This is a genomic window from Streptomyces sp. CA-251387, assembly GCF_050936625.1.
Lineage (GTDB): Bacteria > Actinomycetota > Actinomycetes > Streptomycetales > Streptomycetaceae > Streptomyces.
Genome location: NZ_JBNJMJ010000001.1, coordinates 76,844 through 100,745 on the forward strand (window position 1 = coordinate 76,844; position 23,902 = coordinate 100,745).

At 69.6% G+C, this 23,902-nt stretch carries 24 protein-coding genes and 4 pseudogenes; 11 read left to right on the plus strand and 17 right to left on the minus strand.

Annotated features, from left to right (window positions below):
• Positions 1-14 precede the first annotated feature (14 nt).
• Complete coding sequence (locus ACQEV2_RS00365; protein WP_433034909.1) at positions 15-833, minus strand: 3'(2'),5'-bisphosphate nucleotidase CysQ; 819 nt, start codon at positions 831-833, stop codon at positions 15-17.
• Between the two features lie 137 nt (positions 834-970).
• Here ACQEV2_RS00365 and ACQEV2_RS00370 point away from each other — a divergent pair, with 137 nt between their 5' ends.
• Positions 971-1,879, plus strand: a complete 909-nt coding sequence (locus ACQEV2_RS00370; RefSeq protein ID WP_433034912.1) for a LysR family transcriptional regulator — start codon at positions 971-973, stop codon at positions 1,877-1,879.
• Positions 1,880-2,391: 512 nt separating this feature from the next.
• Here ACQEV2_RS00370 and ACQEV2_RS00375 read toward each other — a convergent pair.
• Positions 2,392-3,390, minus strand: coding sequence for an NADP-dependent oxidoreductase (locus tag ACQEV2_RS00375; RefSeq protein ID WP_433034915.1), 999 nt, complete (start codon positions 3,388-3,390; stop codon positions 2,392-2,394).
• Positions 3,391-3,512: 122 nt separating this feature from the next.
• On the opposite strand from ACQEV2_RS00375, the gene ACQEV2_RS00380 reads away from it, so the two are divergent.
• Entirely contained in the window at positions 3,513-4,388 is an 876-nt protein-coding gene (locus tag ACQEV2_RS00380; protein ID WP_433034918.1) for a LysR family transcriptional regulator, read from the plus strand.
• A 379-nt stretch (positions 4,389-4,767) separates the two neighbouring features.
• Here ACQEV2_RS00380 and ACQEV2_RS00385 read toward each other — a convergent pair whose 3' ends face one another.
• Positions 4,768-5,907: a PucR family transcriptional regulator gene (locus ACQEV2_RS00385; protein ID WP_433034921.1), complete on the minus strand. Its 1,140-nt coding sequence runs from the start codon at positions 5,905-5,907 to the stop codon at positions 4,768-4,770.
• 88 nt (positions 5,908-5,995) lie between these two features.
• Between ACQEV2_RS00385 and ACQEV2_RS00390 the strand changes: the two genes are divergently transcribed.
• The 5 genes and pseudogenes from ACQEV2_RS00390 to ACQEV2_RS00410 all read left to right on the plus strand — a co-directional run bounded on the left by ACQEV2_RS00390 (position 5,996) and on the right by ACQEV2_RS00410 (position 9,955).
• Positions 5,996-7,051, plus strand: coding sequence for a ferredoxin reductase (locus ACQEV2_RS00390; RefSeq protein ID WP_433034924.1), 1,056 nt, complete (start codon positions 5,996-5,998; stop codon positions 7,049-7,051).
• A gap of 7 nt (positions 7,052-7,058) precedes the next feature.
• Positions 7,059-8,177, plus strand: a complete 1,119-nt coding sequence (locus ACQEV2_RS00395; protein WP_433034927.1) for a fatty acid desaturase family protein — start codon at positions 7,059-7,061, stop codon at positions 8,175-8,177.
• Between the two features lie 196 nt (positions 8,178-8,373).
• The gene (locus ACQEV2_RS00400) at positions 8,374-8,763 is read left to right on the plus strand and encodes an ATP-dependent DNA ligase (protein WP_433034930.1); all 390 of its coding nucleotides are present in this window, start codon (positions 8,374-8,376) and stop codon (positions 8,761-8,763) included.
• A gap of 8 nt (positions 8,764-8,771) precedes the next feature.
• Positions 8,772-8,999: a hypothetical protein gene (locus ACQEV2_RS00405; RefSeq protein ID WP_433034933.1), complete on the plus strand. Its 228-nt coding sequence runs from the start codon at positions 8,772-8,774 to the stop codon at positions 8,997-8,999.
• Positions 9,000-9,056: 57 nt separating this feature from the next.
• Positions 9,057-9,955 (plus strand): annotated as a pseudogene (locus ACQEV2_RS00410) (IS982 family transposase).
• Between the two features lie 123 nt (positions 9,956-10,078).
• Here ACQEV2_RS00410 and ACQEV2_RS00415 read toward each other — a convergent pair.
• Positions 10,079-10,936: an NAD(P)H-binding protein gene (locus ACQEV2_RS00415; RefSeq protein WP_433034936.1), complete on the minus strand. Its 858-nt coding sequence runs from the start codon at positions 10,934-10,936 to the stop codon at positions 10,079-10,081.
• Between the two features lie 87 nt (positions 10,937-11,023).
• On the opposite strand from ACQEV2_RS00415, the gene ACQEV2_RS00420 reads away from it, so the two are divergent.
• The 3 genes and pseudogenes from ACQEV2_RS00420 (at position 11,024) to ACQEV2_RS00430 (ending at position 13,838) form a co-directional block, all read left to right on the plus strand.
• Positions 11,024-11,821 (plus strand): helix-turn-helix domain-containing protein, encoded by a 798-nt coding sequence (locus ACQEV2_RS00420; RefSeq protein WP_433034939.1) that lies wholly within the window; start codon positions 11,024-11,026, stop codon positions 11,819-11,821.
• A 3-nt stretch (positions 11,822-11,824) separates the two neighbouring features.
• A pseudogene (locus tag ACQEV2_RS00425) lies at positions 11,825-12,219 on the plus strand (NYN domain-containing protein); the annotation flags it as partial.
• A gap of 325 nt (positions 12,220-12,544) precedes the next feature.
• Positions 12,545-13,838, plus strand: a pseudogene (locus ACQEV2_RS00430) (IS256 family transposase).
• Between the two features lie 148 nt (positions 13,839-13,986).
• Here the strand turns inward: ACQEV2_RS00430 and ACQEV2_RS00435 are convergent.
• The 4 genes from ACQEV2_RS00435 to ACQEV2_RS00450 all read right to left on the minus strand — a co-directional run bounded on the left by ACQEV2_RS00435 (position 13,987) and on the right by ACQEV2_RS00450 (position 17,939).
• Positions 13,987-15,084, minus strand: coding sequence for a GDSL-type esterase/lipase family protein (locus tag ACQEV2_RS00435; protein ID WP_433034942.1), 1,098 nt, complete (start codon positions 15,082-15,084; stop codon positions 13,987-13,989).
• A 337-nt stretch (positions 15,085-15,421) separates the two neighbouring features.
• A complete protein-coding gene (locus ACQEV2_RS00440; protein WP_433034945.1) occupies positions 15,422-15,928 on the minus strand; it encodes a hypothetical protein in 507 nt (168 codons plus the stop codon).
• Positions 15,928-16,461, minus strand: coding sequence for a hypothetical protein (locus ACQEV2_RS00445; protein WP_433034948.1), 534 nt, complete (start codon positions 16,459-16,461; stop codon positions 15,928-15,930). Before ACQEV2_RS00445 ends, ACQEV2_RS00440 begins: the two co-directional genes overlap by 1 nt.
• Positions 16,462-16,850: 389 nt before the next feature.
• Positions 16,851-17,939, minus strand: coding sequence for an amidohydrolase family protein (locus ACQEV2_RS00450; protein ID WP_433034951.1), 1,089 nt, complete (start codon positions 17,937-17,939; stop codon positions 16,851-16,853).
• A 95-nt stretch (positions 17,940-18,034) separates the two neighbouring features.
• Here ACQEV2_RS00450 and ACQEV2_RS00455 point away from each other — a divergent pair, with 95 nt between their 5' ends.
• Positions 18,035-18,781, plus strand: a complete 747-nt coding sequence (locus ACQEV2_RS00455; protein ID WP_433034954.1) for a TetR/AcrR family transcriptional regulator — start codon at positions 18,035-18,037, stop codon at positions 18,779-18,781.
• Between the two features lie 20 nt (positions 18,782-18,801).
• On the opposite strand, the pseudogene ACQEV2_RS00460 reads toward ACQEV2_RS00455, so the two are convergent.
• The 9 genes and pseudogenes from ACQEV2_RS00460 to ACQEV2_RS00500 form a co-directional block, all read right to left on the minus strand.
• Positions 18,802-19,017: pseudogene (locus tag ACQEV2_RS00460) on the minus strand (IS110 family transposase); the annotation flags it as partial.
• Between the two features lie 50 nt (positions 19,018-19,067).
• A complete protein-coding gene (locus ACQEV2_RS00465; RefSeq protein ID WP_433034957.1) occupies positions 19,068-19,307 on the minus strand; it encodes a carotenoid oxygenase family protein in 240 nt (79 codons plus the stop codon).
• Positions 19,217-20,419, minus strand: coding sequence for a carotenoid oxygenase family protein (locus tag ACQEV2_RS00470; RefSeq protein ID WP_433034960.1), 1,203 nt, complete (start codon positions 20,417-20,419; stop codon positions 19,217-19,219). The genes ACQEV2_RS00465 and ACQEV2_RS00470 overlap by 91 nt, the downstream gene beginning before the upstream one ends.
• Before the next feature lie 242 nt (positions 20,420-20,661).
• Positions 20,662-20,814, minus strand: a complete 153-nt coding sequence (locus ACQEV2_RS00475) for a hypothetical protein (RefSeq protein ID WP_433034963.1) — start codon at positions 20,812-20,814, stop codon at positions 20,662-20,664.
• Positions 20,811-21,542, minus strand: coding sequence for an MFS transporter (locus tag ACQEV2_RS00480; protein WP_433034966.1), 732 nt, complete (start codon positions 21,540-21,542; stop codon positions 20,811-20,813). The genes ACQEV2_RS00475 and ACQEV2_RS00480 overlap by 4 nt, the downstream gene beginning before the upstream one ends.
• Positions 21,543-21,852: 310 nt before the next feature.
• A complete protein-coding gene (locus ACQEV2_RS00485) occupies positions 21,853-21,975 on the minus strand; it encodes a hypothetical protein (protein WP_433034969.1) in 123 nt (40 codons plus the stop codon).
• Complete coding sequence (locus ACQEV2_RS00490; protein WP_433034972.1) at positions 21,969-22,211, minus strand: hypothetical protein; 243 nt, start codon at positions 22,209-22,211, stop codon at positions 21,969-21,971. Before ACQEV2_RS00490 ends, ACQEV2_RS00485 begins: the two co-directional genes overlap by 7 nt.
• A gap of 243 nt (positions 22,212-22,454) precedes the next feature.
• Positions 22,455-23,027, minus strand: a complete 573-nt coding sequence (locus ACQEV2_RS00495; protein ID WP_433034975.1) for a TetR/AcrR family transcriptional regulator — start codon at positions 23,025-23,027, stop codon at positions 22,455-22,457.
• A gap of 223 nt (positions 23,028-23,250) precedes the next feature.
• Positions 23,251-23,604 carry a hypothetical protein gene (locus tag ACQEV2_RS00500; RefSeq protein WP_433034978.1) on the minus strand — a complete coding sequence of 118 codons (354 nt, stop codon included), beginning with the start codon at positions 23,602-23,604 and terminating at the stop codon, positions 23,251-23,253.
• Positions 23,605-23,902: the final 298 nt, after the last annotated feature.

Sequence of the window (23,902 nt, forward strand, 5' to 3'; positions counted from 1 at the left end):
GTTGTGGTGCGCGGTCAGCGTGAGAGCGTGGCGACGGCCTCGGCGTGGACGCCGGGCGCGGCGGCCAGGAAGCTCTCGCTCTGCGGGGTCCAGGGGCGGCCCTCGGCGTCGGAGATCTGTCCGCCGGCCTCGGTGACGAGCAGCGCCCCGGGCAGCAGGTCCGCGCGGGCACCGGCGAACTGCCAAAAGGCGTCGATCCGGCCGGCGGCCACGTTCAGCAGGTGCAAGGTTGCGGGCACGGCAGTGCGGACGACGAGCGCGTCGAAAAGCATCGCGGTGATCGAGGAGCCGACGCGCCGCACGACCTTCTCGTCCTCGTCCGGCCGGGCCTGGCTGGTGGCCACGATGCTCAGGCCGAGGTCCGCGGTCTGGGAGACGTGCAGCGGCCGGCCGTCGAGGTGGGCGCCCGCGCCGGTGAGCGCGGTGTAGGTCTCGCCGGTCAACGGCAGGTGGACCGCGGTGAGCACCGGCTGGTTCTCGCGCACGAGGGTCGCGGTCACCGCCCACTCCGGCAGGGCGTGCAGGTGGTTGACGTTCCCTTCGGCCGGATCAACGACCCACCATTCGCCGGGCGGCAGCGCCCCGCCGTCCAGTTCGTCCTCCACCCAGCCGGCGTCCGGGCGCAGGCGCGTGAGGCGGGGACGCAGGATGTCGAGGGCCGTGTCGTCGTTGGCGGCGAGCGCGCGCATCAGCTCTTCGCGGCTCTGGTAGCGGACCACCTCGCCGAAGCGCTCGCGCAGCGCCGAACCGGCCGCGCGCACGGCGATCGCGGTCTGGCCGAGCAGGTCGGCGTCGGAGGCGGCGACATCAGGGGTCTGAAGCACTTCGGACATGGCGAATTTCCTTTTGAGAAGGAGGTGATGGGGCCGTTCGGGCCGAACTGTGCGCGCTGTTCAGCGCTCTGGTCTCGAAGGTATAGAGCCGCATGATTAACTTCAAATGCATGTAAAGCACGGCTAGGATTACTCACATGCAATTGGATTTGAACCTGCTCACCGCGCTCGACGCGCTGCTGGAGGAGGGAAGTGTGGCGGGGGCGGCCGCGCGCCTGCACGTCACCGCCCCCGCGATGAGCCGGAGTCTGGGCCGAATCCGACGCACGACCGGGGATCAGATCCTGGTGCGCACCGGCCGCACGATGACCCCGACGCCGTATGCGATCGCCGTCCGGGAACAGGTGCACGAGCTGCTGCACCAGGTCCAGGGGGTGCTGGCACCGAGCCGTGAACTCGATCTGGCAACGTTGGAGCGCACTTTCACACTCCGCTGGCACGATTCCCTGGTCGCCTTGAGCGGCCCCGCACTGCTCGCGGCCGTGCGCGAACAGGCGCCGGGCGTGCGATTGCGCTTTGTCGCGGAATCGAGCATCGACACCCCCGAGTTGCGGCGCGGCGAGGTCGACCTGGAGGCGAACGCCAACCGCCCGAGCGCACCGGACATCCGCGCCGAGAACGTGGGCGAGACCCGCCTCGTCATCGTCGTGAGGCAGGGCCACCCCCTCACCCGCGTCAGGACCGTCACCGCAAAGCGGTACGCCGCCGCTGAGCACGTCACCGTCTCGCGACGTGGAAACCTCAGCAATGCCCTCGACGACGCCCTCGCGCGGCTCAGCCTCACCCGCCGCGTGGTGGCGACCGCGCCCACGGAAGCAGCCGCGCTGGAGTTCGCGCGCGGCTCCGATCTCGTGATCAGCGTCCCCGAAGCCACCACACGGTCAGCGATCGCCGACCTCGGCTTGGTCGTGCTCCCCCTCCCGCTCGAACTGCCCTCGGCACCGGTATACCTGTCGTGGCATCAGCGCTACGACACCGACCACGCCCACGCCTGGCTGCGCGGGCTGGCGCGAACCGCGCTGGCCGTGGGCGGAGCGTCGTCGTAGTCGGCGTCGTCCGGCCCCCTTCACCCATACGTCCACACGACCACCTCGATGCCGCACGGCCGGCCGCCGTGCGGACCCGCATCAAGTCACCAGCCCCCGGCGGTAGGCGTACACGACGAACCTGAACGCCGGTCACGAAGCACGAGTTCGCCGTGAATGCAGGACACGAACGTCTTGAGACGGTCTCCTGGCTGCTGACGTTGAAGCAGATCTCCGCCGCGTTCGGCGACGTGCCGAGCGACCGCGCCGCTGCGGGTCAATACACCTGGCCCCGCACTAAAAGGCGTTGTCCAGCGTCAGGGTGAGCTCGGCGATCCGCCACGCACGGCCGGACCGGCCGGGCCGAGCGTGTAGACCCCGGTCGAGATCATCTGGATGCTCTCGCCGGTGTTCTCGTCTGCGCCAGATAGGACCGCACCTCAGCGGTGGCGGCGTCCGTCGTCGTGACCACGACGTTGTTCAGCTCGTCCAAGGCGCGGGCGTACTTCGCCACCGCCTGCTGCAGCCGCCGATCACGAAACCACCGTCAACACGATCTTGCCTTGGATGTGGCCCTGCGCGGCTCGCGTGTGTGCGCTGCCCGCTTCGGAAAGCGGGTAGGTGCTGTCCACCCCAACCTGGAGTTTGCCCTCGTCGAACAGCCGCCCGATCTCGGCGAGTTGGGGGCCGTTGGAACGCACCTGAATGTTCGAGACCGTGATGCCCAGACTCGCCGTCTCTTCCGGGTCGTACTGGGCGAAGAACACCGGAAGCATGGTGCCGCCGCGCTTGAGCACAGTCAGGAAGCGTGAACTGTCCGGGCCACCGACGGTGTCGATCACCAGGTCGACATCGCTGACCACGTCCGCGGCCTGCGCCTTGGTGTAGTCGATGAACTCATCGGCGCCGAGCTTGCGCAGAAACTGCTCGTGCCGACCCGAGGCCACCGCGATGACGTGTGCCCCCTTCCATTTCGCCAGCTGCACCGCGAAGTGGCCCACTCCACCGGCGGCCCCGTTGACCAGCACGGTCATCCCTGGCGTGATCAACACCGGCCGGTGCACCCGGCCGGTGAAAGGAGACGGCACATCGTGGCCGAGATCAACCAAGTACTGCCAGGCCGTAAGCACGGCCATCGGCGCCCCGGCCGCCTGCACGTGGTCGATACCGGCCGGCTTGTGAGCCAGGTCCGAAGCCGGCGCGGCCACGTACTCGGCGTATGTCCGGCCGTCGAATCCGGGGAACCGCAGCATGCCGAAGACCTCGTCACCGGCGGCGAACCCCAGCACGTCCGGAGCGACCGCCTGGACGACGCCCGACATGTCCGTTCCGGGGATCAGGGGGAACTCCAGCGCCGGCCTCATCTCGGCCGGCATGACCTTCATCCCCTCACGCAGGTACCAGTCCGGCGGGTTGATGCCCGCCGCGTGCACCCGGACGAGTACCTCGCCCGGGCCGATCTCGGGAACCGGCACCTCGTCATACTGCAAAACTTCCGGCCCGCCCGCTTCGTGGAACTGGATCGCCTTCATCGCGCCTGTCGCTTTCGCTGGGGAAACGTTGCTCCTTCAGTCAAGGCCCCGGACGGCATGGCCGTCCAAGACCGGTTCGGCAACCGGTCATTCCGAAACGGCATGACGCGTACCCTGCAAGGGTGAACGATCTCGGACAGGACCTGGAGCTGCGGCTCGTGCGCTACTTCACCGTGGTGGCGGCGCACCAGCACTTCGGCCGGGCCGCCGCCGACCTGCACGTGGCCCAGCCGGCGCTGAGCCGCCAGATCCAACGGCTCGAGAAGTATCTCGGCGCACGACTGCTGGACCGCGACCCCAAAGGCACCCGGCTCACTCCGGCCGGCCAGAGGTTCCTCCCCCGTGCCCAAGCCCTGCTGCAGGCCGCCCGCCAGGCCGAGTTGGCCGTGCGTGAACAAGCCGAGACCGAACGAATCGCCATCGGCTACGTCGAGGACTTGGTGATCACTGCCGCCGTACGGGAACTGCGCCGCCGTCACCCGAACGCCGGGATCGCCACCCGGTACCTGAGCTGCCGCGACGTCGGGGCGCTGTCCGACAAGCGCGTCGACGCCCTGATCGCCCGGGCCCCGCTGCCGCTCGCCGCCGACGACGTGTTCACCACGCCGCTGTACGAGGAGCCCCGGATGCTCGTGGTCCCGCGCGGCCATCCCTTGGCCGACCGCATATCGGTGACCGCGGAAGAACTGGCCGGCGAGGAGGTGGCGCCGTGCGCGTTCGAGACCGCGGACTGGACTTCCTACCGCATCCTCGGGACCGGCGTGCCGCCGATCGAGAGCTACGAGGACAAGCTTGAACTCGTCGCGAGCGGCAGGGCGATCGCCGTGCTACCGGTCGGCGATCGGCGTAGCTCACTGCGTCCCGACCTCGTCACCGTCCCCGTCGAGGGCGCTCCGCCGAGCCGGGTCGTCCTGGTCAGCCGCAAGGGCGACCCGAATCCGATGATCAGGAAACTCCGGCTGGCAGCCAAGGCCGTCCTGACCGCCCCGGCAGCCTGACCAGGACCCGCTTGGCACTGAACTGCCCCAAGCGGCGCTCAGGCGCGCTGTGTTCGTCGCGCATCTGCCGGTATCGGTCAGGTTGCGCCGGCTCAGCGTCCGACCCCATGGCGACCACCAGGGCGACCTTGCCACCGTGCCCAGCAGCGGTCAACGCAGCCAGTAGGCGGACCACACAGGGTGGGCAGTCAGCTCCGGGCATGCTCAGAGCGTCGGGCCTGCCGGACAGACAGTGCATACGATCAGGTAGGCAGGGGGATCGTCGGCAGCTCTTCCCCGGGCCGCATGAGCCGGCTGATGGCATCGAGAACGAGGCACGATTCCTGGACCGCTCGCGGACGCGGTCGTGGACGTGATCGTGGACGGTCGAAATTACGCGTCAGCCGGCCCGAAGACCGACCGCCAGGGTCAGTTCAAGGACCCGGTCCGGCGATGCGAGATCCGGAAACAGCTCCCGCAGCTGCGACATCCGGTACCGGACCGTCTGGGGATGGACGAACAACGCCGCCGCCACCTCGTCCCGCCTGCCCTGGTGCAGCAGCCACGCCCGCAGCGTCTCCTCCAGCCGCCGTGCGGTCCCGACAGGCAAGGTCCGCAACGGTGCGAGGGCTCGGGCACGCAAGTCCGCGAACGCGTCCACGTCGGCGCTCAGCACCAGTTCGGGCAGGTGGTCCTCGGTGTCGCGAATGTCGGAGGAGAGGGAGCGCGCGCGTACGGCTCGCGCGTACGAGGCGGACGCACGAGTCCATGGCCGGGCCGGGCCGACCACGGCGGTGCGGTCGGTCAGCCGCCGCAAGAGATGTGACCGGTCGGCGTCGGGGACGAGCAGCACACCGGTGGCGTCCGGCAGATCGTCGAGGACGAGGGTGCTCGGGTCGAGCGCGCGGTAGGCAGGCCGGGCCTGGGCGGCGGGCAGCAGGACCGCGGTCAGCGAAGCCGGAGGCTGCCACCCGGCTCGTTGAGCAGAGGCCAGCAGCACGTCCGGGCTCGCGCCGGCGAGGATTTCGCGGGCCAGGTGTTCCAGGTGGCGCTCGTGGGCCCTGCCCCGGGCGGCCAGTTCGTCGGCGTGGCCCGCGGCGCTCGCGGCGGAGAGCTCGTCGATGTAGGCGAAGGTCAGCTCGGCGAACTTGGCGACCTCGGCGGCGGGCAGACCTGCGGGTACGGCTCCCGCTGCCAGGCATCGCCAGGCCACGCGGGCACCGACGCGGTAGGCGCTGAGCAGGGCGTCCATCGAACGGCCGTCCCGGACCTCGCCGCGGCCCAGCTCGTAGGCTGCGTCACCGGCGTCGCCGCCTGTGGCGTTCCCGCTCGCGAGGTCCAGGTAGTGCCCCAGTGCCGTGCGGACGGCTCGGCGGATGGTGGCACCCATGTGGCCCGAGAGGGCGTTGGCGTAGGAAGGGACCTCGTCGATGATCGCCTGGACGACCTCGTCGGCGGTGGTCTTCAGCGCGGCCCGAAGTGCGGTGACCGTCGTCTCATCCAGAGCCAGCTCGCTGACCCTCCGCATTGCATGGCTCATGTCTTTTATTCCCTGCGAACAATTCAGCCGACCAGATTCACGTCCTGCGGTCAGGACTTTACGCCCTGAGACACAGCAAGCTGAAGCCATGACAAGTACAGCCCTCCGCAGCAAGGCGTGGAAACTGCTGGAGATGGTCACGACGCCGCTGCTGCCGTCGGACTACCTCGACCTGGTCAGCCCGTTGCGTGCGGGCGCCGACCTGCGGGGGCGCATCGAGGCCGTGCACCCCGAGACGCCTGACGCCGCGACCATCGTGATCAGGCCGGGACGGGGCTGGCGCGGCCACACGGCCGGTCAGTACGTGCGGATCGGGGTCGACGTCGACGGGGTGCGCCTGTGGCGTGCGTACTCGCTCACCTCACCGGCAAAGCGCCCGGACGGCCGCGTCACGATCACCGTGAAGGCGATCCCGGACGGCAAGGTCAGCAACCACCTGGTTCGCAGGGTGAAACCGGGCACTCTGATCCAGCTCGACCAGGCGAGCGGTGACTTCGTGCTGCCGCAGGCCAAGCCCGCCAAGGTGCTCTACCTGACGGCCGGCAGCGGCATCACGCCTGTGATGGGCATGCTGCGCGACACCGAGTTCGACGACGTCGTCATGGTCCACTGCGCGCCACGGCCGCAAGACGTGATCTTCCGCAACGAACTGCACGACCTGGTCGCGGACAAGAAGCTGCGGCTCACCGAGGTGCACACCGACACCGACGGCATGCTCGACATCGCCCGCCTGCACGAGCTCGTGCCCGACTGGGCCGAGCGCGAGACCTGGGCCTGCGGGCCCGCGGGCCTGCTCGATGCCGCCGAAAAGCACTGGAGCGAGCACGGCGTCCCAGAGCGCCTGCACACCGAACGCTTCCGCCCCAGCATCGTCGCCGCCGGCGACGGCGGCGAGGTCACGTTCAGCGCCACCGGCAAGACCGTCGACGCGGACGGCGCCACGCCGTTGCTGGACATCGGCGAGGAGGCCGGCGTGCTCATGCCCTCCGGGTGCCGCATGGGCATCTGCTTCGGCTGCATCACGCCGCTCAAGGCGGGCGCCGTCCGCGACCTGCGCACCGGCGAGATCACCGAGGCCGAGCCGGGCGTCCTCATCCAGACCTGCGTGTCCGCCGCAGCGGGCCCCTGCGACATCGAACGGTAGGAGCACCTTGACCGCCATCGACCCCACCGCCCACCTGACCGCGGAGCAGATCGAGGAGCTCGGCCGCGAGCTGGACGCGATCCGCGACGAGGTGATCGCCAGCCGCGGCGAGAAAGACGCCGCCTACATCCGTAAGGTCATCGCGGCGCAGCGCAAGCTCGAGCTGGTCAGCAGGGGCGTACTGCTGTTCTCGATCTTCCCGCCCGCGTGGCTGCTCGGCACCGCCGGTCTGTCCGTGGCGAAGATCATGGACAACATGGAGATCGGCCACAACGTCCTGCACGGCCAGTGGGACTGGATGCGAGACCCGAAGATCCACTCCACCACCTGGGAGTGGGATCACGTCTCGCCGTCCGACCAGTGGAAGCACTCGCACAACGAGCTGCACCACACGTACACCAACGTGATCGGCAAGGACAACGACCTCGGCTACGGCATCATGCGCGTCGACGAGGACCAGAAGTGGCACCCGTTCCACCTCGGCCAGCCGCTGTGGAACTTCATCAACGCCTGCTTCTTCGAGTACGGCATCGCAGCGTACGACCTGGAACTCGGCAAGAACCTGCACAAGCGCCGCCGCAACAACCCGGAGTTCCGCGCGCGGGCCAAGGCCGTGGGCCGCAAGATCCGCAAGCAGGTACTCAAGGACTACGTGATCCACCCGCTGCTGTCGGGCCCGTCCTTCCTCCCCACGCTCGCCGCCACGTTCACCGCGAACCTGGTCCGCAACATCTGGTCCCACTCGGTGATCATGTGCGGGCACTTCCCCGAGGGCGTACAGGTCTTCGAGCGCCGGTCGATCAAGGGCGAGACGCGCGGCCAGTGGTACCTGCGCCAGATGATGGGCTCGGCAAACATCAGCGGCAGCAAGGCCATGCACTTCATGACCGGCAACCTCTCGCACCAGATCGAGCACCACCTGTTCCCGGACCTGCCGAGCAACCGGTACGCCGAGGTCGCGGTGAAGGTCCGCGCGCTGTTCGAAAAGTACGAGCTGGAGTACGTCACCGGGCCGCTGCCCAAGCAGGTGTTCTCCGCGTGGCGCAAGGTCTTCCGGCTCTCGCTGCCGAACAAGAAGCCCAAGGTCAAGACGCCGGACCGCGAGCAGGAGCTCGTCGCGGCCTGATTCCCGGTATTTGGTTCAGATCTTTCGGCCGTGCCGGCGGCACCGCCGGGTTCGGTGAGATCTGTTGCAGACGGTGGACGGCCGCGACATCAGACCGTACGACACGGGATCCGGGCAGCCCCGGCTGTGCTGCCTGACGTGCGCCAAGAGCTCAGCACACAGCCCCCGGCGAGGAGTTGTAATGCGCTGACCTGCCGTGGTCGGGCCGGTAGTCGGGGAGCTGGTGGTGTGGGAGGCCGGGCGGCTGGCGTTCGAGCGCCTGCAGGAGCGGCTGCAGCGGCGTGCTGCCACAGCGGACCGGCTCGCCGGGCAGTGGCCCGCCCACTTCGTGGCCCTCGACATGCTGCGGCTGGCGGGCCAGGACACCACCGCGTGGCCGTACCAGCGGCGCCATGCGGCATTGGAGATGCTGTTCACCGAGCGCCAGCTGACGGCGCCGTGGGCGCTGTGCCCGTCGACCACCGACCGTGACACGGTCACCGAGTGGCTGACCTGGACCGCGGTCGGCCTGGAAGGGCTGCTCTTCAAACGGCACGACAGCCCGTATCAGCCGTCTGTGCGGGTGGCGGAAGTACAAGGTGCGTGAGGGCCAGGATGCGATCGTCGACGCTCACCGGCTCCCTCGCCGTGCCCCGCAGTCTGTTGCTGGGGCATCTCGATGCCGAGGGGCGTCTGCAGTACGTCGGCCGCAGTACCACCCTGTCCGGGGCGGCTGGAGCCAACCTCGCCGGTCTGCTCTCCCCGGCCACCAGCGAGCACCCGTGGACGGGCTGGACGTTCACGGCAGGGTGGGGATCGAAGGAGACCTTGAACGACAACTAGACGAGTAGTTCCGATTGCGGGGTTCACGGACGCAGGGAGGGTGTCCAACATCGGGTTGTGACGACCGAGTTAGACACCCTCTTGAACCGCAATGTACGTGCACATCGACGACCACTTGAAGACCTCGCGTTGGCGTGGCCGACCGCCCCGGCTGACCGACGCGGAACTGGTCACCCTGGCCGTGGCCCAGGCCGTGCTGGGCTTCCACTGCGAGGCCCGCTGGCTGCGCTTCGCCCATTCCTACCTGCACGGCCTGTTCCCCTACCTGCCCCAGCGGCCCGCCCACAACAAGCGACTGCGGGCGGCGCTGGGCCTGGTCAAACGAGTGATCCGGTCCTTGGCCGCGGACACCGACCTGTGGCTGGACCCGGTGTGGATCGTGGACTCCACGCCCGTCGAGTGCGCCCGCTCGCGTGAGGCCGTCAAACGCTCCGGCCTGGCCGGATGGGCGAACTACGGCTACTGCCGCTCCCACTCACGCTTCTCCTGGGGTCTGAAACTGCATCTGGTGTGCACCCCGGCCGGCCTGCCGGTCATCTGGGCCCTGGCCGACCCCAAGACCGACGAACGGCAGGTGCTGGCCGCCCTGATCGACAACGAACCGCACCTGGCCGCCTCCCGGGCCCGGCCTGCTGATCCTGGCAGACAAGGGCTACATCGCCGCCGAACTCGACCGCTTCCTCGCCGCCCGCGGCATCGCCCTGCTGCGGCCCTCCTACCGCAACCGCGGCACCCCACGGCCGGGAGAAGCCCTGCTCAAGACGGTCCGCCAGCTGATCGAGTCGGTCAACGACACCCTCAAGGGCCAGCTCGACCTGGAACAACACGGCGGCCGCACCATCGAAGGCGTCGCTGTCCGCGTGGCCCAGCGGATCCTGGCAATGACCTGCGCGATCTGGCACAACCGCACCATCGGCGCACCCATCACCCGCTCACTGATCGCCTACGACCACTGAGCCACATCGGAACTACTCGTCTAGCCCTGGCGGCGGCCGTCCTGCGCGAGCGGCGGTCCTGAACCGGGCGCCGGGACGGGGCGGCGGGGCCGATACCCGCCGCCCCTGTGCGGTTTCCCGGTGTCAGATGAACGCCTGCCGGTGGTCCGCCGCCCACTCCCGGTAGGTCCGTGCCGGCTTCCCCAGCACCTCCGGGACGTCCTCGGTGACGACCGCGTTGCCGCCTCCGCGCACGAAGGCGGTACCGGAGAGAATGCCCTCCGCCTGTGCGTCGTCGAAGCCCCACACAGTGAGCAGATGGTCGCGTGTCTCCTCCGGGGAGAGCTCCCGTGTGGCGACCGGCCGGCCGAGGACCGAGGCGAGGTCGGCGGCCTGTCTCCGAACGCTGATCGTCTCCGGCCCGGTCAGCGTGTACGTCCGCCCCGCGTGGCCGCCGTCGACGAGGACCCTTGCCGCGACCTCCGACACGTCACGCGGATCGATCACCCCCGACGGTCCATCAGCGGTCATGTTCGGCACCGGCTCACCCTGCCGGATCGCCTGCGCCCAGCTCAGCGTGTTCGAGGCGAACGACGAGGGCCTCAGGATCGTCCACTCGGCCCCGCTGTCCCGCACCGCCCGCTCACCGGGCACATGCCACTCGCCGGACGGGCCGACGTCCGGATCGCCCGTCGCGATCGCGGAGAGCTTGACCAGCCGGTGAACGCCCGCCGCGCGGGCCGCCGCCACCAGTGCCTGGTCGTGCCGCGAGCCCGGGCCGGGTGCGCCCAGCAGGAACGCGGCCGTCACCCCGGACAACGCCCCCTCCAAGGAGCCAGGGTCGAGGTAGTCCCCGCGTACCACCTCCACGCCCGAGGGCACGCGGGCCTTCGCCGGATCCCGGGTCAGGGCGCGCACCTTCTCGCCGCGCGCCGTGAGCTGCCGTACGACTTCACTGCCGATGGTGCCGGTGGCACCCGTCACAAGAATCATGTCCACCACGGTGGGCGCCGGACGGCGCCGGACTCTTGGAAATTCCGGCACGGTTCACGGGCCCGGACGGGTGTGCGCCCGGCTTACGGTGGAGCGGTGACGAACACCATGTCCCGGCAGGTCCTGCGCACACCCGAGGCACTGCGCCCGTGGGTCACGGGTATCGGTCCCGTGCCCGTGGGCGCGGAGCCGGCGGAGCCGTACGTCCACCTGCCGGACGCCACCACGAAGCTGATCTTCCGCCTCGGGGAGGACGGCCGCCGCAGCACCCTGGTCGTCGGTCCGCGCACCCGTGCCTCGTACCACCGGGGCAAACGGTTCGTCTCCTGCCTCGAGATGCGGCTGGCGCCCGGTGGCACCCGGCCCCTGCTCGGCGTGCCGGCGGTCGAGCTGGCGGGCCGTGCGGTTCCCCTGGGCGACCTGCCCGGCGGCACCGCGGGCCGGCTGGCCGCCGAACTGGGGCGGCTGGACCCGGAGGAGGCGGTGGCGCACCTCGCGGACGTACTTCCCGAGCGGCTCGCGTCCGCCGCCGACCGTTCCCGCACGGAACTCGTGCGCGCCGGTGTCGACGCGATGTCGGTCAGAACTGGCCGACTCCCCCGGCCGGTGGGCGACGTGGCCCGCGAACTCGCCGTCAGCGAGCGGCAGTTGCGCAACCTGTTCGCCGAGGGGGTCGGCCTGTCCCCCAAGCACTACGCCCGCATCGATCGGGTACGCACGGTGCTGTCCCACGCCGTCACCTACCCCTGGGCCGAACTCGCCGTCGCCACCGGCTACTACGACCAGTCCCACATGACCTCCGATTTCCGCACGCTGATGGGCGTACCGCCCCGGTCGTTCTTCACCGGCCGCCTTCCGGACCCGCAGCCCTGCCGGGCCGTCGCCCGCCGCTGACGGAAGGCCGCGAGTGACCTCGTTCTGATCACTGGCGACGGTGACCTCCTGCCTGGGGTGATGGCGGCCAAGGAACACGGCGTAGCCGTCCATCTGTGGGCTGTGCAGGCCGCCGACGGGGGCCTTCAACCAGTCGGAGGACCTGGTCGCCGAAGCGGACGAGCGGCATTTGCTGGACCGTGCCTGACTCACCGGGCCATTACCGCGGCCGAGCCGGCCCCGCTGGATGTTCCGGCGCAGCCCGCATTTGAGCTGTCCGCGCCGGTCGAGCCCAGTGGCGCGCCCCAGGCCCCCACCTGATGCCCGCCCGCACCCCCGCCCCGGCAGACCTGGCACGATCCGCGCCATCTGTGGCCCTACGTTGGTCCTCGGACGCCGGTTGGGCCGATCACGGACCCGGATGACGCGGTCTACGTAGGACACGAGCCCAGCAACTCAGGCTCCAGATGGCATCGACCTGCTGCAACCGGACCCCGTACCAGTCCGTATCCTGACCCTCGTCCTGCTCCACCGCGCCCTGTCGGGCAACTGACGACGCCTCGACTCCCTTCCCGCCACAGGCCCCGAGCCGCCCCGGCAGGAACGGCCTCTCGCTTCCGTGGCGACTACAACCAGTGCACGGTCAGCCTGTACTGCAGTGAGCCGATGCTTCGAAGCCGTCCCAAATCAACTGTGAGGGGACTGTAAGACGTTCGGTAACTCCCGATCATGGAAGATGCATCGATGACCAGTGAGAACGTCGCCGCGCAGGAGGCTGTCGAGTCGGCAGCAGCTGTGTCGGCGAAGGCCGTGGACGACCAGTTGAGCGACGAGCTGGTAAGCCGGGCCCAGGCCGAGGGCCTGCAGCTGACCGGTGAGGCCGGGCTGCTGCAGCAGCTGACCAAGCGGCTGCTGGAGTCCGCTCTCGAGGGCGAGATCACCGACCACCTCGGTTATGACAAGCACGATCCGACGGGCAAGGACGGCGGCAACTCCCGCAACGGCAAACGCTCCAAGACCGTGCTGACCGATGTCGGCCCGGTGGAGATAGCTGTGCCCCGCGACCGGGACGGCTCCTTCGAACCGAAGATCGTCAAGAAGCGGCAGAAGCGCCTGACGGGGCGTCGACGAGATGGTCATCTCGCTGGCGGCAAAGGGTTTGACCACCGGTGAGGTCCAGGCCCACCTGGCGGAGGTCTATGGCGCCGAGGTCTCCCGCCAGACGATCTCCACCATCACCGACAAGGTCTTGGAGGGCATGGCCGAATGGCGGAGCCGGCCTCTCGACGCCGTCTATCCGGTGGTCTTCATCGACGCCATCCACGTCAAGATCCGCGACGGCGCCGTCGCCGACCGGCCCATCTATGTGGCCCTTGCCGTCACCACCGAGGGCCGGCGCGAGATCCTGGGCCTGTGGGCAGGCGACGGCGGCGAGGGAGCCAAGCACTGGCTGCACATTCTCACCGAGATCAAGAACCGCGGCGTGAGTGACGTGCTGATGCTCGTCTGCGACGGGCTGAAGGGCCTGCCTGAGGCCGTGGAGACGGTCTGGCCGAGGACGATCGTGCAGACCTGTGTGGTGCACCTGCTGCGGAACTCCTTCCGCTATGCCGCCCGCCAGGACTGGGACAAGATCGCCAAGCTGCTCAAGCCCGTCTACACAGCTCCGACCGAAGAGGCCGCCCTGGAGCGGTTCGCCGAGTTCGTCGACGCCTGGGGCAGGAAGTATCCGGCGATCGTCAAACTGTGGGAGAACGCCTGGGAGGAGTTCACCCCGTTCCTGCGATTCGACACCGAGATCCGCCGCATCGTCTGCACCACCAACGCGATCGAGTCGGTCAACGCGCGCATCCGGCGAGCAGTGAAGGCTCGCGGGCACTGTCCGAACGAGCAGGCTGCCCTCAAGTGCGTCTACATGGCGATCATGTCTCTCGATCCCACCGGGAAGGACCAGGCCCGCTGGACCATGCGCTGGAAGACCGCGCTGAACGCCTTCGACATCACCTTCGATGGCCGCCTATCGGCGGCCCGTCAGTAACCCCAACTACCCCAGTTACACCGCTCGTTTGACAGGCCCACTGTGACGGGATTGGGGCGCGGTGGACGACGCCCCCGGTGCGCTGCTACACATCGGGAGCACCGCACGGTTGCGGGTGATGCTCGGTTATCGGGGTATCACGGTCCCCTCAGCGATGCGGGGTTTTCCCTCCCCGGAGGCGTTCCAGGTGCACATGAACATCCGGTGGTGGTGGCCCGGCGTCAGCCCGTCGACATGGGCGGTGCGTGCCGAGGCCGGGTAGCCGATGATCCGGGAGTGGACCTGCGGGGTGTCCTCGTCGTAGATCCAGAGGCGTAGCGGGTGATGGAGTCGGTGTGTGGCCCGGTGGGCGCCGTCCAGGCCACATCGATCGATCCGGCGCCGGCGGCGGCGTGGAGGGTCGCGGGCGGCGGAGCCGTGGTCGGGTGGGCCACCCCCTCACCGGGGCTGACCACCGTGACGTCAGGTCGTCGCTGTCCCCAGCGATGGCGCGCACTCTGACCTCGTAGGTGTGGCCGTCGTGGGGTTGGCGTTGAACTGCCAGGACAGGTCCCAGCGATGGGTCGGTGCGCCAGGGATGGCCTCCTGCCAGGCGGCGTCCAAGTCGGTGGTGACATCGCGCCACTGCATGTCGTAGCGGTGGACGCCGAAGACCTTGGGTCCAGGTCACGGTCACCCCCTGCTGGGTGCCGTCGAACTCAAGGTCAGTGGGGGTGCCCACCTGCCGGGTGGGCATGGTGTCCGGCACCTCGGGGGCCGATGAGCCGATATCGAACTCCTCGTGCAGGGAGGTGGCGAACGCCTGGGCGATGCGATACTCGCCCAGCGCGTTGGGGTACCGCCCGTCGTAGGTGGTGGCGCACGTCGTTGCGGTCGGGTCGCAGTCCAACGCTTCGTCGAGGTCGGCGAGCACGACCGGCGAGTCGTCGGTGTCCCAGGTGGGGATCGCCTCGGCCAGGGCCTTGTTGTAGCCGGTGGTGCGCTGGAGCAGATGGGGGTTGGCGTCGCCGAGGGTGGTGCGGTGCGGGACGTTGGCCAGCACGATCGCCACGTTGGGGTTGGCGGCCCGGGCGTTGTCGACGAAGTCCTTCATGGTGTCGACCAGGCCGACGCCGGCGCCGAGCCACCCGATGTCGTTGAAGCCCAGCTCGACCAGGAGCAGATCGGGCAGCTGATCCTTGGACTTCAGGTCGTCCATCACCGACTTGATGGTGTTGACGTCCTGGCCCAGCTGCTGGCCCCACATCGCGTAGTGCGCCGAGCCACCGTTGAGGAACCCGACGTCGGCGTCTTGGGCATAAGCCCCCGTGAACCGGTCCGGATCCGGCTCCGACGCCTCGGGCTCCTGGCTTCCCCTGCAGGGGAGGCGGCACGGGCGGGTGAGGGTCCTCGGGCTTGCTGGTCCCGGTCAACGGTCCGACGAAGGTGGCGGACACGTTCTGGCTCCGGGTCCACTCCCACAGCCGATACCGCCAGGTGTGGTCGCCCTCGAACCCGTTGCTGATCGAGTCACGGACGACCAGCACCTTGCCCATCGGCGACGACTCCGGCGGGTCGTCCGGGTAGGGCGGAGTGATGCCGTTCTACCGGTTCCAGGTGTAGTCGAGGTCGGGCGAGGCGGGCTTGCCGTTCCAGTTGAAGTAGCGGAACACCAGCTCGGCCAGGTTGGTGGCGATGTAGCCCTTGCCGGGCCTGTCGTCCTGATCGTCCCAGGCCCACGGCGGATTGGCCGAGTCGGTCCCGCACTCGCCGTCCGCGGGACCCGCAACTCCGCCTTCGCCGCAGGCGGCGCCGTTGGGGTTGCCACTGTCGTCCCCGGCGAAGTTGTCCGGTGTGGCGAACAACGACGTCAGGTTGCGGCTGTCCCACATGCCGCGCGGGGCGAAGACGTCGGTCACGGCGTACTGCACGTCCCGGTCGTTGGAGTCTTCGGGCACCTCGGCGGTGCTGCCGGGGTAGTACAGGATCCCGTCGCCGTGGGTGTACTCCTCCCGCAGGCTGGACAGATCGGTGGCGGCCCACGCGGCGTGAGTGCCGGCCTGCTGGGCGGTCCACGGGCGCTGGTGGCCATCCGTGTGCGGGCTGCTCATCAGGGGAGCGTGCCGTCGAGGCCCTCGCTGGACCATGTGCCGTCTTCGGGCACGTAGGAGTGGAAGTGGCTGTGGGACACGGTGATGGCGGCCTTGAGCGCGCCGTGTTCGGGGCCGCCGCGCTCTACGACCACGAGCACGCCCTCGGCGTCGTTCTCGTGCTCGGTGAGGTCCTCCTGGGGGTTGTCGAGCGCCGCGTCCGCCCAGTCACGCGGGTGGAAGAACGTGTAGAGCAGATACCAGTAGCCCTCGGTCTCGACCACCGAGTAGTAGACGTTCGCCGCCAGCGGGGACTCGGTGATGTTCTCCCAGTTGTTGCGGCCGTTGAGGTCGCCGTCGAAGTCGTAGGCGGCGAGATGGTCGGACTTGCCGCCCTCCGAGGTCTCACCGCTGGTGTCGACGTCCTGGAAGTGCACCGGCGCCCACCAGCGGGCGACGGCTTGCCGCTGGGCGGCAGTGGACGCCACCGCCTCGGCGGGTCGGACGATGCCCAGGCACACGGACACCGTCAGGACGGCTAAGACGATCGCCACGCCTAGAGGTCTGCGTCGGGCGGACGGCACACGACAAGGGGTTGTCGCCACTGTTCCTCCGGGATTCTGTCTGACAGAGGTCACCGCAGGGCCGGGGACAGGTCACCGGCTCGCGGTTCATGAACGGGCGGGCCGCTGAACGCGGCCCGCGTGGAGAGGGGTTCACAACGTCATCTGGTTGTTCGTCGAGTGCCGGTCCCGGGGAGACAGGGCCGGCCGCAAAGGTGACTGTCCGGTGTGATCCGCGTGACCGCGGGCGTTGACGATCACTACGACAGCCAAGGCACCCCCAAGAGGCCCTCCAGGGTCCCGGCACCGCCCAGCCCGCCGCGAGCCCGTGCTGGAGCGGGCCTTCCGCCCGCTGACCGGCTTCGGGCCGGACGTCTGTGCTATCGCTGACTGCCCGAGGTGCTGTCGCTGTGGTCGTCTGCGGATCGGCTGCTGCCGGGCGTGGTGGCGCTGTGCCCGGTCAGCCGCTCCCAGTTGCCGGACCCGATGGCGGCCCTTTCCTCCTCGGTGAACGGTGCTTGCTCCAGGAACGACCGGGCGACTGAGCGGCTGGTGTCGAGGAAGGGGAAGCCGCCGGGCCGCGTTCCGAAGGTGTAGGGGTAGTCGGTGGAGTACAGCATCCGCTCGGTTCCGACGACCTCAGCTGTCCACCGCAGGTAGCGCTCGCTGACCGTGCCGCTGCCCGCCACCCAGAAGTTCTGGCGGAAGTATTCGGCCAGGGGCCGCTCCAGCTTCGCCATGTCCTGCAGGACACCGATGTGGTCGAGGTAGAACAGGACGACCTCGCCCCAGTGCCCCGCGATCACCTGCAGTCCGGGGTGGCGGTCGAACACCCCGGAGAAGATCATCCTCAGGTACTGCACGCCCAGGTCGTAGTACCAGCCCAGGCCGGCGGTCGCGAGCGCGCGGCCGACTCCGTTGGGCAGATTCGAGTAGTACGCCTCTTGGACCGCGTTCACAGGGGTCTGCGGGTGGAAGTGCAGCGGTACGCGGAGCCGTTCGGCGGTGGCGTAGAGGTCGTCGAACTCCGGCGCGTCGGCCGGCTTATCACCGGTGCGCCCGTACAGCATCGCGCCGCGGAAGCCGAGCCGGGTGACCGCGCGCTCCAACTCCGCGGCGGCGGCTTCGGGTGCCGGCGTCGGGACGGCCGCGAGCGCCTGGAATCGGTCGGGGTGGGCGTCGACGGCTTCGGCGAGTGCGTCGTTCGCCTCGCGCGCCACGCTCACGGCGTCCGTCGCAGTCAGGTTCTGCACGCCGGGTGTGGCCAGCGACAGCACGGCGACGTCGACGCCTTGATCGTCCATGTCGGCCAGGCGGCGGTCGCCGACGTCGCGCAGCCGCTGCGCTATCGGCTCGTCGCCGTAGCCGAGTTGCGGGGTCTGCGGCACCCCTGCCCGCGTCCAAGCATCGAGCAGCACCGGCAGGGCCACGTGCTCCTCGATGCCTACGATGCGCAGCTTCTCAGGCATAGTGCGCTCCTCATCTCTGACTGTTTTCCGGTGATACTCGAATTACGATAACAGCGATAGCATCACTGGAAGCAAGTGGCCGCTATCATTGATTCATGTCTGAGGGAGCGAAGAACGAGGCCATTCCCCTCGCCGCGTCGGAGACTGCAGCCGACGTCCGTGAGGTCACCCGGCAGCGGGTGGTTGAGGCAGCGGCGGACCTGCTCGCGCGCGAGGGCCGCGACGCGGTGACCACCCGGGCGGTCGCGGCGGCCGCCGGGACGCAGCCCCCTGCGATCTATCGCTTGTTCGGCGACAAGGACGGGCTCCTCGAGGCAGTGGTGGAGCACGGCTACGCCAGCTTCCTCGCGGCAAAGCACAGGGACACCCGCCCTCAGGACCCGGTAGAAGATCTGCGTGCGGGCTGGGACCTCGCCGTCGAGTTCGGGCTCGCCAACCCCGAGCTGTACGCGCTGATGTACAGCGACCCCCGACGCGGCACGACATCGGCTGCCTTCCAGGCCGGCATGCAGATCCTGCTGGGGCGCATCCGCCGCCTCGCCGCCGGCGGCTGGCTCCGCGTCGACGAGAAGCTCGCGGCGGCCCTCATCCACGCGACCGCGCGCGGCGCCGTACTCACCTGGCTGTCGCTACCCGAGGACCAACGCGACCCGGCCCTGCTCACCACACTGCGCGAATCCATGGTCGCCGCCGTCAGCCACGAAAGACCCGTGGTGCAAGAGGCGGGCCTCGCCGACGCCGTCCGAACCTTGCAGGCCCTCCTGCCCGGCCAGACAACGCTCAGCAGCGCGGAGCAACACCTCCTCAGCGAATGGCTCGACCGCCTTGCCGCGGACGGCTGACTGATTCCACATGGCGTCTGTCAAACCACGAGAGCGACGGGCAGCGTGGGTTCGTAGCACCGTCCGTCGCGACGGAGGGCCCAGACAACGTCGACTCGACGGCGGGCAAGAGCGAGCACGGCTCGGATGTGGAGCTTGCCCTCTGCGCGTTTGCGTTCGTAGTACCGGCGGGACTCCTCGCAGTGCCGGACGCGGAACAACGCTGAGGTGCAGAAGACCCGCTGGAGGCGGCGGTTGCAGGAGGGCAGCGCTCCGCGTTCTCGGGCGGCGACAGGGTCGTCCGCAGTCAGTTGGCGGCGTCCGCGATCCAGGAGCCGTGGATCATGGCCGGGACGCGGCGCGGAAGAAGGACCGTGGCGACCGGCGGCAGGGACAGGTCCGAGGCGTCGAGGACGAGGAGACGCGAGCCGTCGGAGTTGAGGTCGCTGACGACGGTCAGGAGGTAGCCGGCGTCCTCGTCGGCGGCGTCCTCGGCCGGTGCGAAGACGGCCTCGCTGGGGAGTTGGCCGTTGCCGACGGGAAGCAACTGGCGGCCTTGGGTGCGTCGGTCGTACTTGACGAGGTGTGGTTACCGATGCCCTGCTCGTCGGGGAAGGACAGGGCGTACTGGTAGCGGTGTTCGCGTCCGGTGTAAGCCTCGTTGATGGTCGGGAACTCCACGGTGAGGTCGTCGATGGTCTCTTCGCGGACGTTTCCGGCTGCGAGGTCGACCGTCCAGCGTCGCGCACGTGACTGCGAGGTGGGCTCGGCCCCCCGGCCGGGGGCGCCGGTCCACCAGTTCCAGGAGCGCTGCCAGCCGTCGCGGCCCACGGCCGGGCCCTCGACGACGATCCGCCCGAGGGCGTCTTCGTAGGCGTTGGCCAAGTGCATCGCGTACCCCGGTGCGATGTCGAACCAGCGGACCTTCGCCGCGCCGCCCGTGCCGCGCGGCAGGACGCCGATTCGGGATGGCTGTGCGTCGCTCCAGGCGTAGGGGATGCCGGAGTGCTCGGCCATGTCGAAGGTGACCGAGCCCTCCAGGAACACGACGTACTGCTCGGTGATGGCGAAGTCGTGCTTGAGCGCCGCGCTCGCACCGGGCACCTCCTGGCTGTCGAGGACCTGGCCGTCGGGGGAGGCGACGTGGTGGATCAAATACGGCGGGAAGGGCGAGGAGGCGAAGAAGTGCAGCTCGCCGGTGACCGGGTCCTGCTTGGGGTGGGCGGTCATGGCGGAGGTGAGCTTGCCGTCGAAGTCGAAGGCGCCGACGGTCTCCAGCTCGGGGGTCAGCTCGAAGGGCAGGGCGGACTCGCACAGGGCGAGGAGGCGGCCGCCGTGTTCGATGACGTGGGTGCCGGCGGTGCTGGCGGTCAGGTCGGGGCCGTCCTCGGTCATGTAGGGGGCGCCGTCCAGGGCGGGGGTGTGGACCCAGCGGTTGCGGTACCACTCGGCGCGGCCGTCGCGCAGCCGGATGCCGTGGACCATGCCGCTGCCCTTGAACCAGTGGGTGGGGGTGACGCCGGGCTTGGGGTTGTGGCTGTTGCGGATCAGACGGCCGGTCAGCTCGGGCGGCAGGGTGCCCTCGACGGTGAGGCCGGTGACGGTGATCTCGTCGGCGACCGGGGTGTAGTGGCCGGTGAGGTAGGGCTTGGCGGTCATGCCAACAGTCCTTTCTGCCATTCAAGTCGAGATGGGTGGGCAAGCAAGGGCGGCGGGACGGTCAGTGGCGTTCTGCCGCGGACTTCAGGGCACTCAAACAGCGCTCCAGGGATTGTCGGAGGGCCTGGCCGAACGCCTCGGGCTCGGCTTCGACGGGTGCTCCGTTCCAGGACGGTGGACGTGATGTCGAGGGAGTGGGTGTGCAGCAGAAGACAGCCCCGGCCGCGAGCGGGCCGACTCGGTCAGGGTGATGTCGGGTTCCGGTCGGGCCAGGCCGCGACGACGGTGCACGGGGCCCAGAGGCGGACCATGGGGGCGGGGACGGTCGCGGCGAGCCGGACGACGGCTTTGGCGGACTCGTCGATGGTGCAGGGGGTCGAGGTTGTGGGGTTCATCGGTGGGCTCCTTCCGTGGAGTCGTTGGTGTCGGTGGTGGTGCTGTCCATGGCCGGGGTAGGTCCGGCGAGGGCGCGGCGGGAAAGCACAGGCGTGAGGGCGGCCGCCGCGGCGGCGACTGAGGCGGCCAGGAGGAAGGCCGCACGGTAGCCGTCGGCGAGCATCGCGGGCCCATCGGTGGAGGTGACGGCGCTGGCGAGGGTGCCGAGCAGGGCCCGGCCCACGGCGCCGCCGAGCTGGCGGGTAGTGTTGACCAGCCCGCCGGCTACTCCGGAGTCCACCGGCCGGACACCGCTGACCGCCGCTGCGGTGAGCTGGACGAAGGCGATACCGAGGCCGAGCCCGATGAGTGCCGTCGGACCGGTCAGTCCAGCCAGGGTGGTGCCCGGTGCGGCCAGGAGGGCCAGCCAGAGCAGTCCGGCGGCCTGGGCGAGAAGCCCGACGGCCAGGGCGGGGTGCGGGCCCAGCCGACGGGCCAGGCGCGGGGCGAGAGTGGAACCGAGCACGTGGGCGGCCGCGAGCGGGAGTTGCGCCAGGCCGGCGGCCAAGGGGCCGGCACCGAGCACCTGTTGCTGAAGCAGCGGGAGGAAGAAGAACAGCCCGACCCACACGGCGCCGAGCAGGGCCATCACAAGATTGGCCGGGGCGACGAGCCCCTGGGCCGACAGCCGGGGCGGCAACAGCGGGGCCGGGTGGCGGCGTTCGGCTCGCAGGAAGAGCAGGAGCAACAATCCGGCGGCAAGCAGCGGACCGAGGACGAACGGGTCGACCCAGGCCGGAAGTGCGGGCGGTGGTCAGAGCGTGGACGAGGGCGACGATCGCAGCGGTGACGGACAGCGCGCCGAACACGTCGATACGCGGACCGTCGGGGCCGCCGCGTGGACCACCGGAATCGGCGGGGACCAGGCGGAGGGCGGCGGCCAGGGCGAGGGCCGCCCCGAGCGCGCAGACGTGGAAGATCCAGGGCCACCCGAACGCCTCGGTCAGCAGACCTCCGAGCAACACCCCGGCCGCACCGCCGGCCCCGGAGACCGCGCCTCACAGCCCCAGGGCACCGGCACGTTCGCCGTCGGCCGGGAAGATCCGGACGACCAGGGCCAGTGCGGCGGGTGCCACCGCGGCAGCACCCACGCCCTGGGCGGCACGGGCGCCGATCAGCAACCAGGCGGAGCCGGCCAGCCCAGCGGCCACCGAGGCGGCGGCGAACAGGACCAGCCCGCGACGAGGACACGGCGGGCATCGGCCAGGTCGGCGGCCCGGCCCCCGAGGAGCAGCAGCGCCCCGAAGGCGAGGCCGTGGGCGTTGACGACCCAGGACCTCCCCGTGCCGGACAGACCGACGCCGTGCCGCAGTGGTGGCAGTGCGACGTTGACGACGGACGTGCTCAGTACGACCACGAACTGAGCACCGGCCAGAGTCACAAGTGCAAGGCCCGGCGCGGCAGGCGCGGGACTCCTGCCCCAAGCCCGTAACCGACCTCTCCCCCAGCCGTCCGCGATGGACCCCATGACTCCCCACCCATCTATGTGTGGTCAACCACTCACTCTATGGTTCTGAAAAAGGACAACCCACGGCCGGTTGCCTGTGCCGACAGCCCCGCCGCAACGTCGCTTCCGGTGCGGCAGGGCTGCGCGTCGGCCTCAGTAGTGCGTGATGCCCGCGGCGAGCGTGCGCGTCCAGGGCGCGGCCACCGCTTCCACGTCGAGCGAGACGAGGAGATGGCAGAGCATCCCGACCGCGAAGAACTCCTGGACCTGACGCTCGTCACCACCGGAGGCACCACGGACGTACTCCACGGTACGGGCGTAGCCCGCGCGGACCGCCTCGCGGATCACCGGCTCCGAGACCGCTGCCGCCTGGGCGTGCAACTGGACCAGCAGCAGATCGTTGTCGTCACTGATCAGCCGGGCGTACGCGTCCCCCATGGAATCCAGCACCAACTCCGGCGAGACGCCCTTCGCTTCGGCCGCACCCCGCTCCAGGGCGGCCCGCACCCGGACGAAGCAGTGCTCGACGACCGCACCGAACAGGGACTCCTTGTTCGGAAACAGCCGGTAGACGTACGCCTGCGAGATGCCGGCCGCCTTAGCGACCTCCATGGTCGTGGTCCCGAAGTACCCCCGGGCCGCGAAGGCGCCGATCGCGGTGCGCAGCACCGTCTCGCGGCGCTCCTCCGCGGTGCGGAGTTGGCGTTGCCGTTGCCCTGTCTGCATGTGAGTAATGCATCACTCACACTTTGTCGGCGTCAACCCCATCCAGTCGGCCCCAGGGAATCGGTACAGCGGCCGTCGGCCGACTTCCTCGACCTCACCGCACAGCACCCTCATGCGGCCGGCCGCACGCGTCCGACGGCCTGCCCGTCGTGCGGCTCCATGTCCAGGTGCCAGGTGCCCAAGCGCCGGATCTTGGAGGCTTGAGCGGAGTTTTGTCCGCCGCTCAGAAGCCGGGCGGGATCCGGTCCTGCGGCCCGTCAGCCACCTCTGCCGCGCCGTCGTCCATCTGCGCCCGCTCGGCCACAGCCGGGTTGGTCGAGTCCGAGACCAGCTCCGCGATGCGCAGGGTGCACTCCCACTCCGACAGCTTGCCTTTGATCACCACCAGGTACGACTCCTGGTCGGCGAAGCGGTGCACGCGACGCCGCTTCTCGACGATCTTTCTGCTCGGTACATAGGTGTGGAGGGCCGCACGCAGTGCCTTCAGTGCCTGGTCCTTCGTTTCCAGCCCACGGCAGACGAACTCGGTCCTGTACACGTCGCTGTAATACTGCGCGATCACGACCCAGTTGCCCATCCGCTCCCCCTCGGCGCCGCTGCCAGTCAGCCACAGCTCAGCCTTAGGAGCAAGAGTGATGCAGACCGAGGGGCGGCCTCTGTGCGAGGGCGGGGACCGGACGAGGTACGGCCGGGAGTGGCAGGACGAGGCGCAGCTTCTCCTCCAGCTGACCCTGCCGGCACACTGCCAAGGCCCGCCCGCCGGGGGCCGTGACAGGAGAAGTACTGCAATGGACCCGTCCTGCCCGCAGCCCACACGGCCGGTACGTCTGACTGGCAAGAGGCAGGAGTGCCCCGCCGACGTGCCGTCGGGGAGC

Bases quoted from the DNA above. Each gene is read 5' to 3' on its own strand.
- ACQEV2_RS00475 (WP_433034963.1), bottom strand. From the start codon at position 20,814: ATGAACCCCACAACCTCGACCCCCTGCACCATCGACGAGTCCGCCAAA.
- ACQEV2_RS00470 (WP_433034960.1), bottom strand. From the start codon at position 20,419: ATGACCGCCAAGCCCTACCTCACCGGCCACTACACCCCGGTCGCCGAC.
- ACQEV2_RS00500 (WP_433034978.1), bottom strand. From the start codon at position 23,604: ATGGGCAACTGGGTCGTGATCGCGCAGTATTACAGCGACGTGTACAGG.
- ACQEV2_RS00455 (WP_433034954.1), top strand. From the start codon at position 18,035: ATGTCTGAGGGAGCGAAGAACGAGGCCATTCCCCTCGCCGCGTCGGAG.
- ACQEV2_RS00390 (WP_433034924.1), top strand. From the start codon at position 5,996: ATGACAAGTACAGCCCTCCGCAGCAAGGCGTGGAAACTGCTGGAGATG.
- ACQEV2_RS00375 (WP_433034915.1), bottom strand. From the start codon at position 3,390: ATGAAGGCGATCCAGTTCCACGAAGCGGGCGGGCCGGAAGTTTTGCAG.
- ACQEV2_RS00370 (WP_433034912.1), top strand. From the start codon at position 971: ATGCAATTGGATTTGAACCTGCTCACCGCGCTCGACGCGCTGCTGGAG.
- ACQEV2_RS00440 (WP_433034945.1), bottom strand. From the start codon at position 15,928: ATGAGCAGCCCGCACACGGATGGCCACCAGCGCCCGTGGACCGCCCAG.
- ACQEV2_RS00450 (WP_433034951.1), bottom strand. From the start codon at position 17,939: ATGCCTGAGAAGCTGCGCATCGTAGGCATCGAGGAGCACGTGGCCCTG.
- ACQEV2_RS00495 (WP_433034975.1), bottom strand. From the start codon at position 23,027: ATGCAGACAGGGCAACGGCAACGCCAACTCCGCACCGCGGAGGAGCGC.
- ACQEV2_RS00405 (WP_433034933.1), top strand. From the start codon at position 8,772: ATGCGATCGTCGACGCTCACCGGCTCCCTCGCCGTGCCCCGCAGTCTG.
- ACQEV2_RS00365 (WP_433034909.1), bottom strand. From the start codon at position 833: ATGTCCGAAGTGCTTCAGACCCCTGATGTCGCCGCCTCCGACGCCGAC.
- ACQEV2_RS00385 (WP_433034921.1), bottom strand. From the start codon at position 5,907: ATGAGCCATGCAATGCGGAGGGTCAGCGAGCTGGCTCTGGATGAGACG.
- ACQEV2_RS00435 (WP_433034942.1), bottom strand. From the start codon at position 15,084: ATGTGGGGCCAGCAGCTGGGCCAGGACGTCAACACCATCAAGTCGGTG.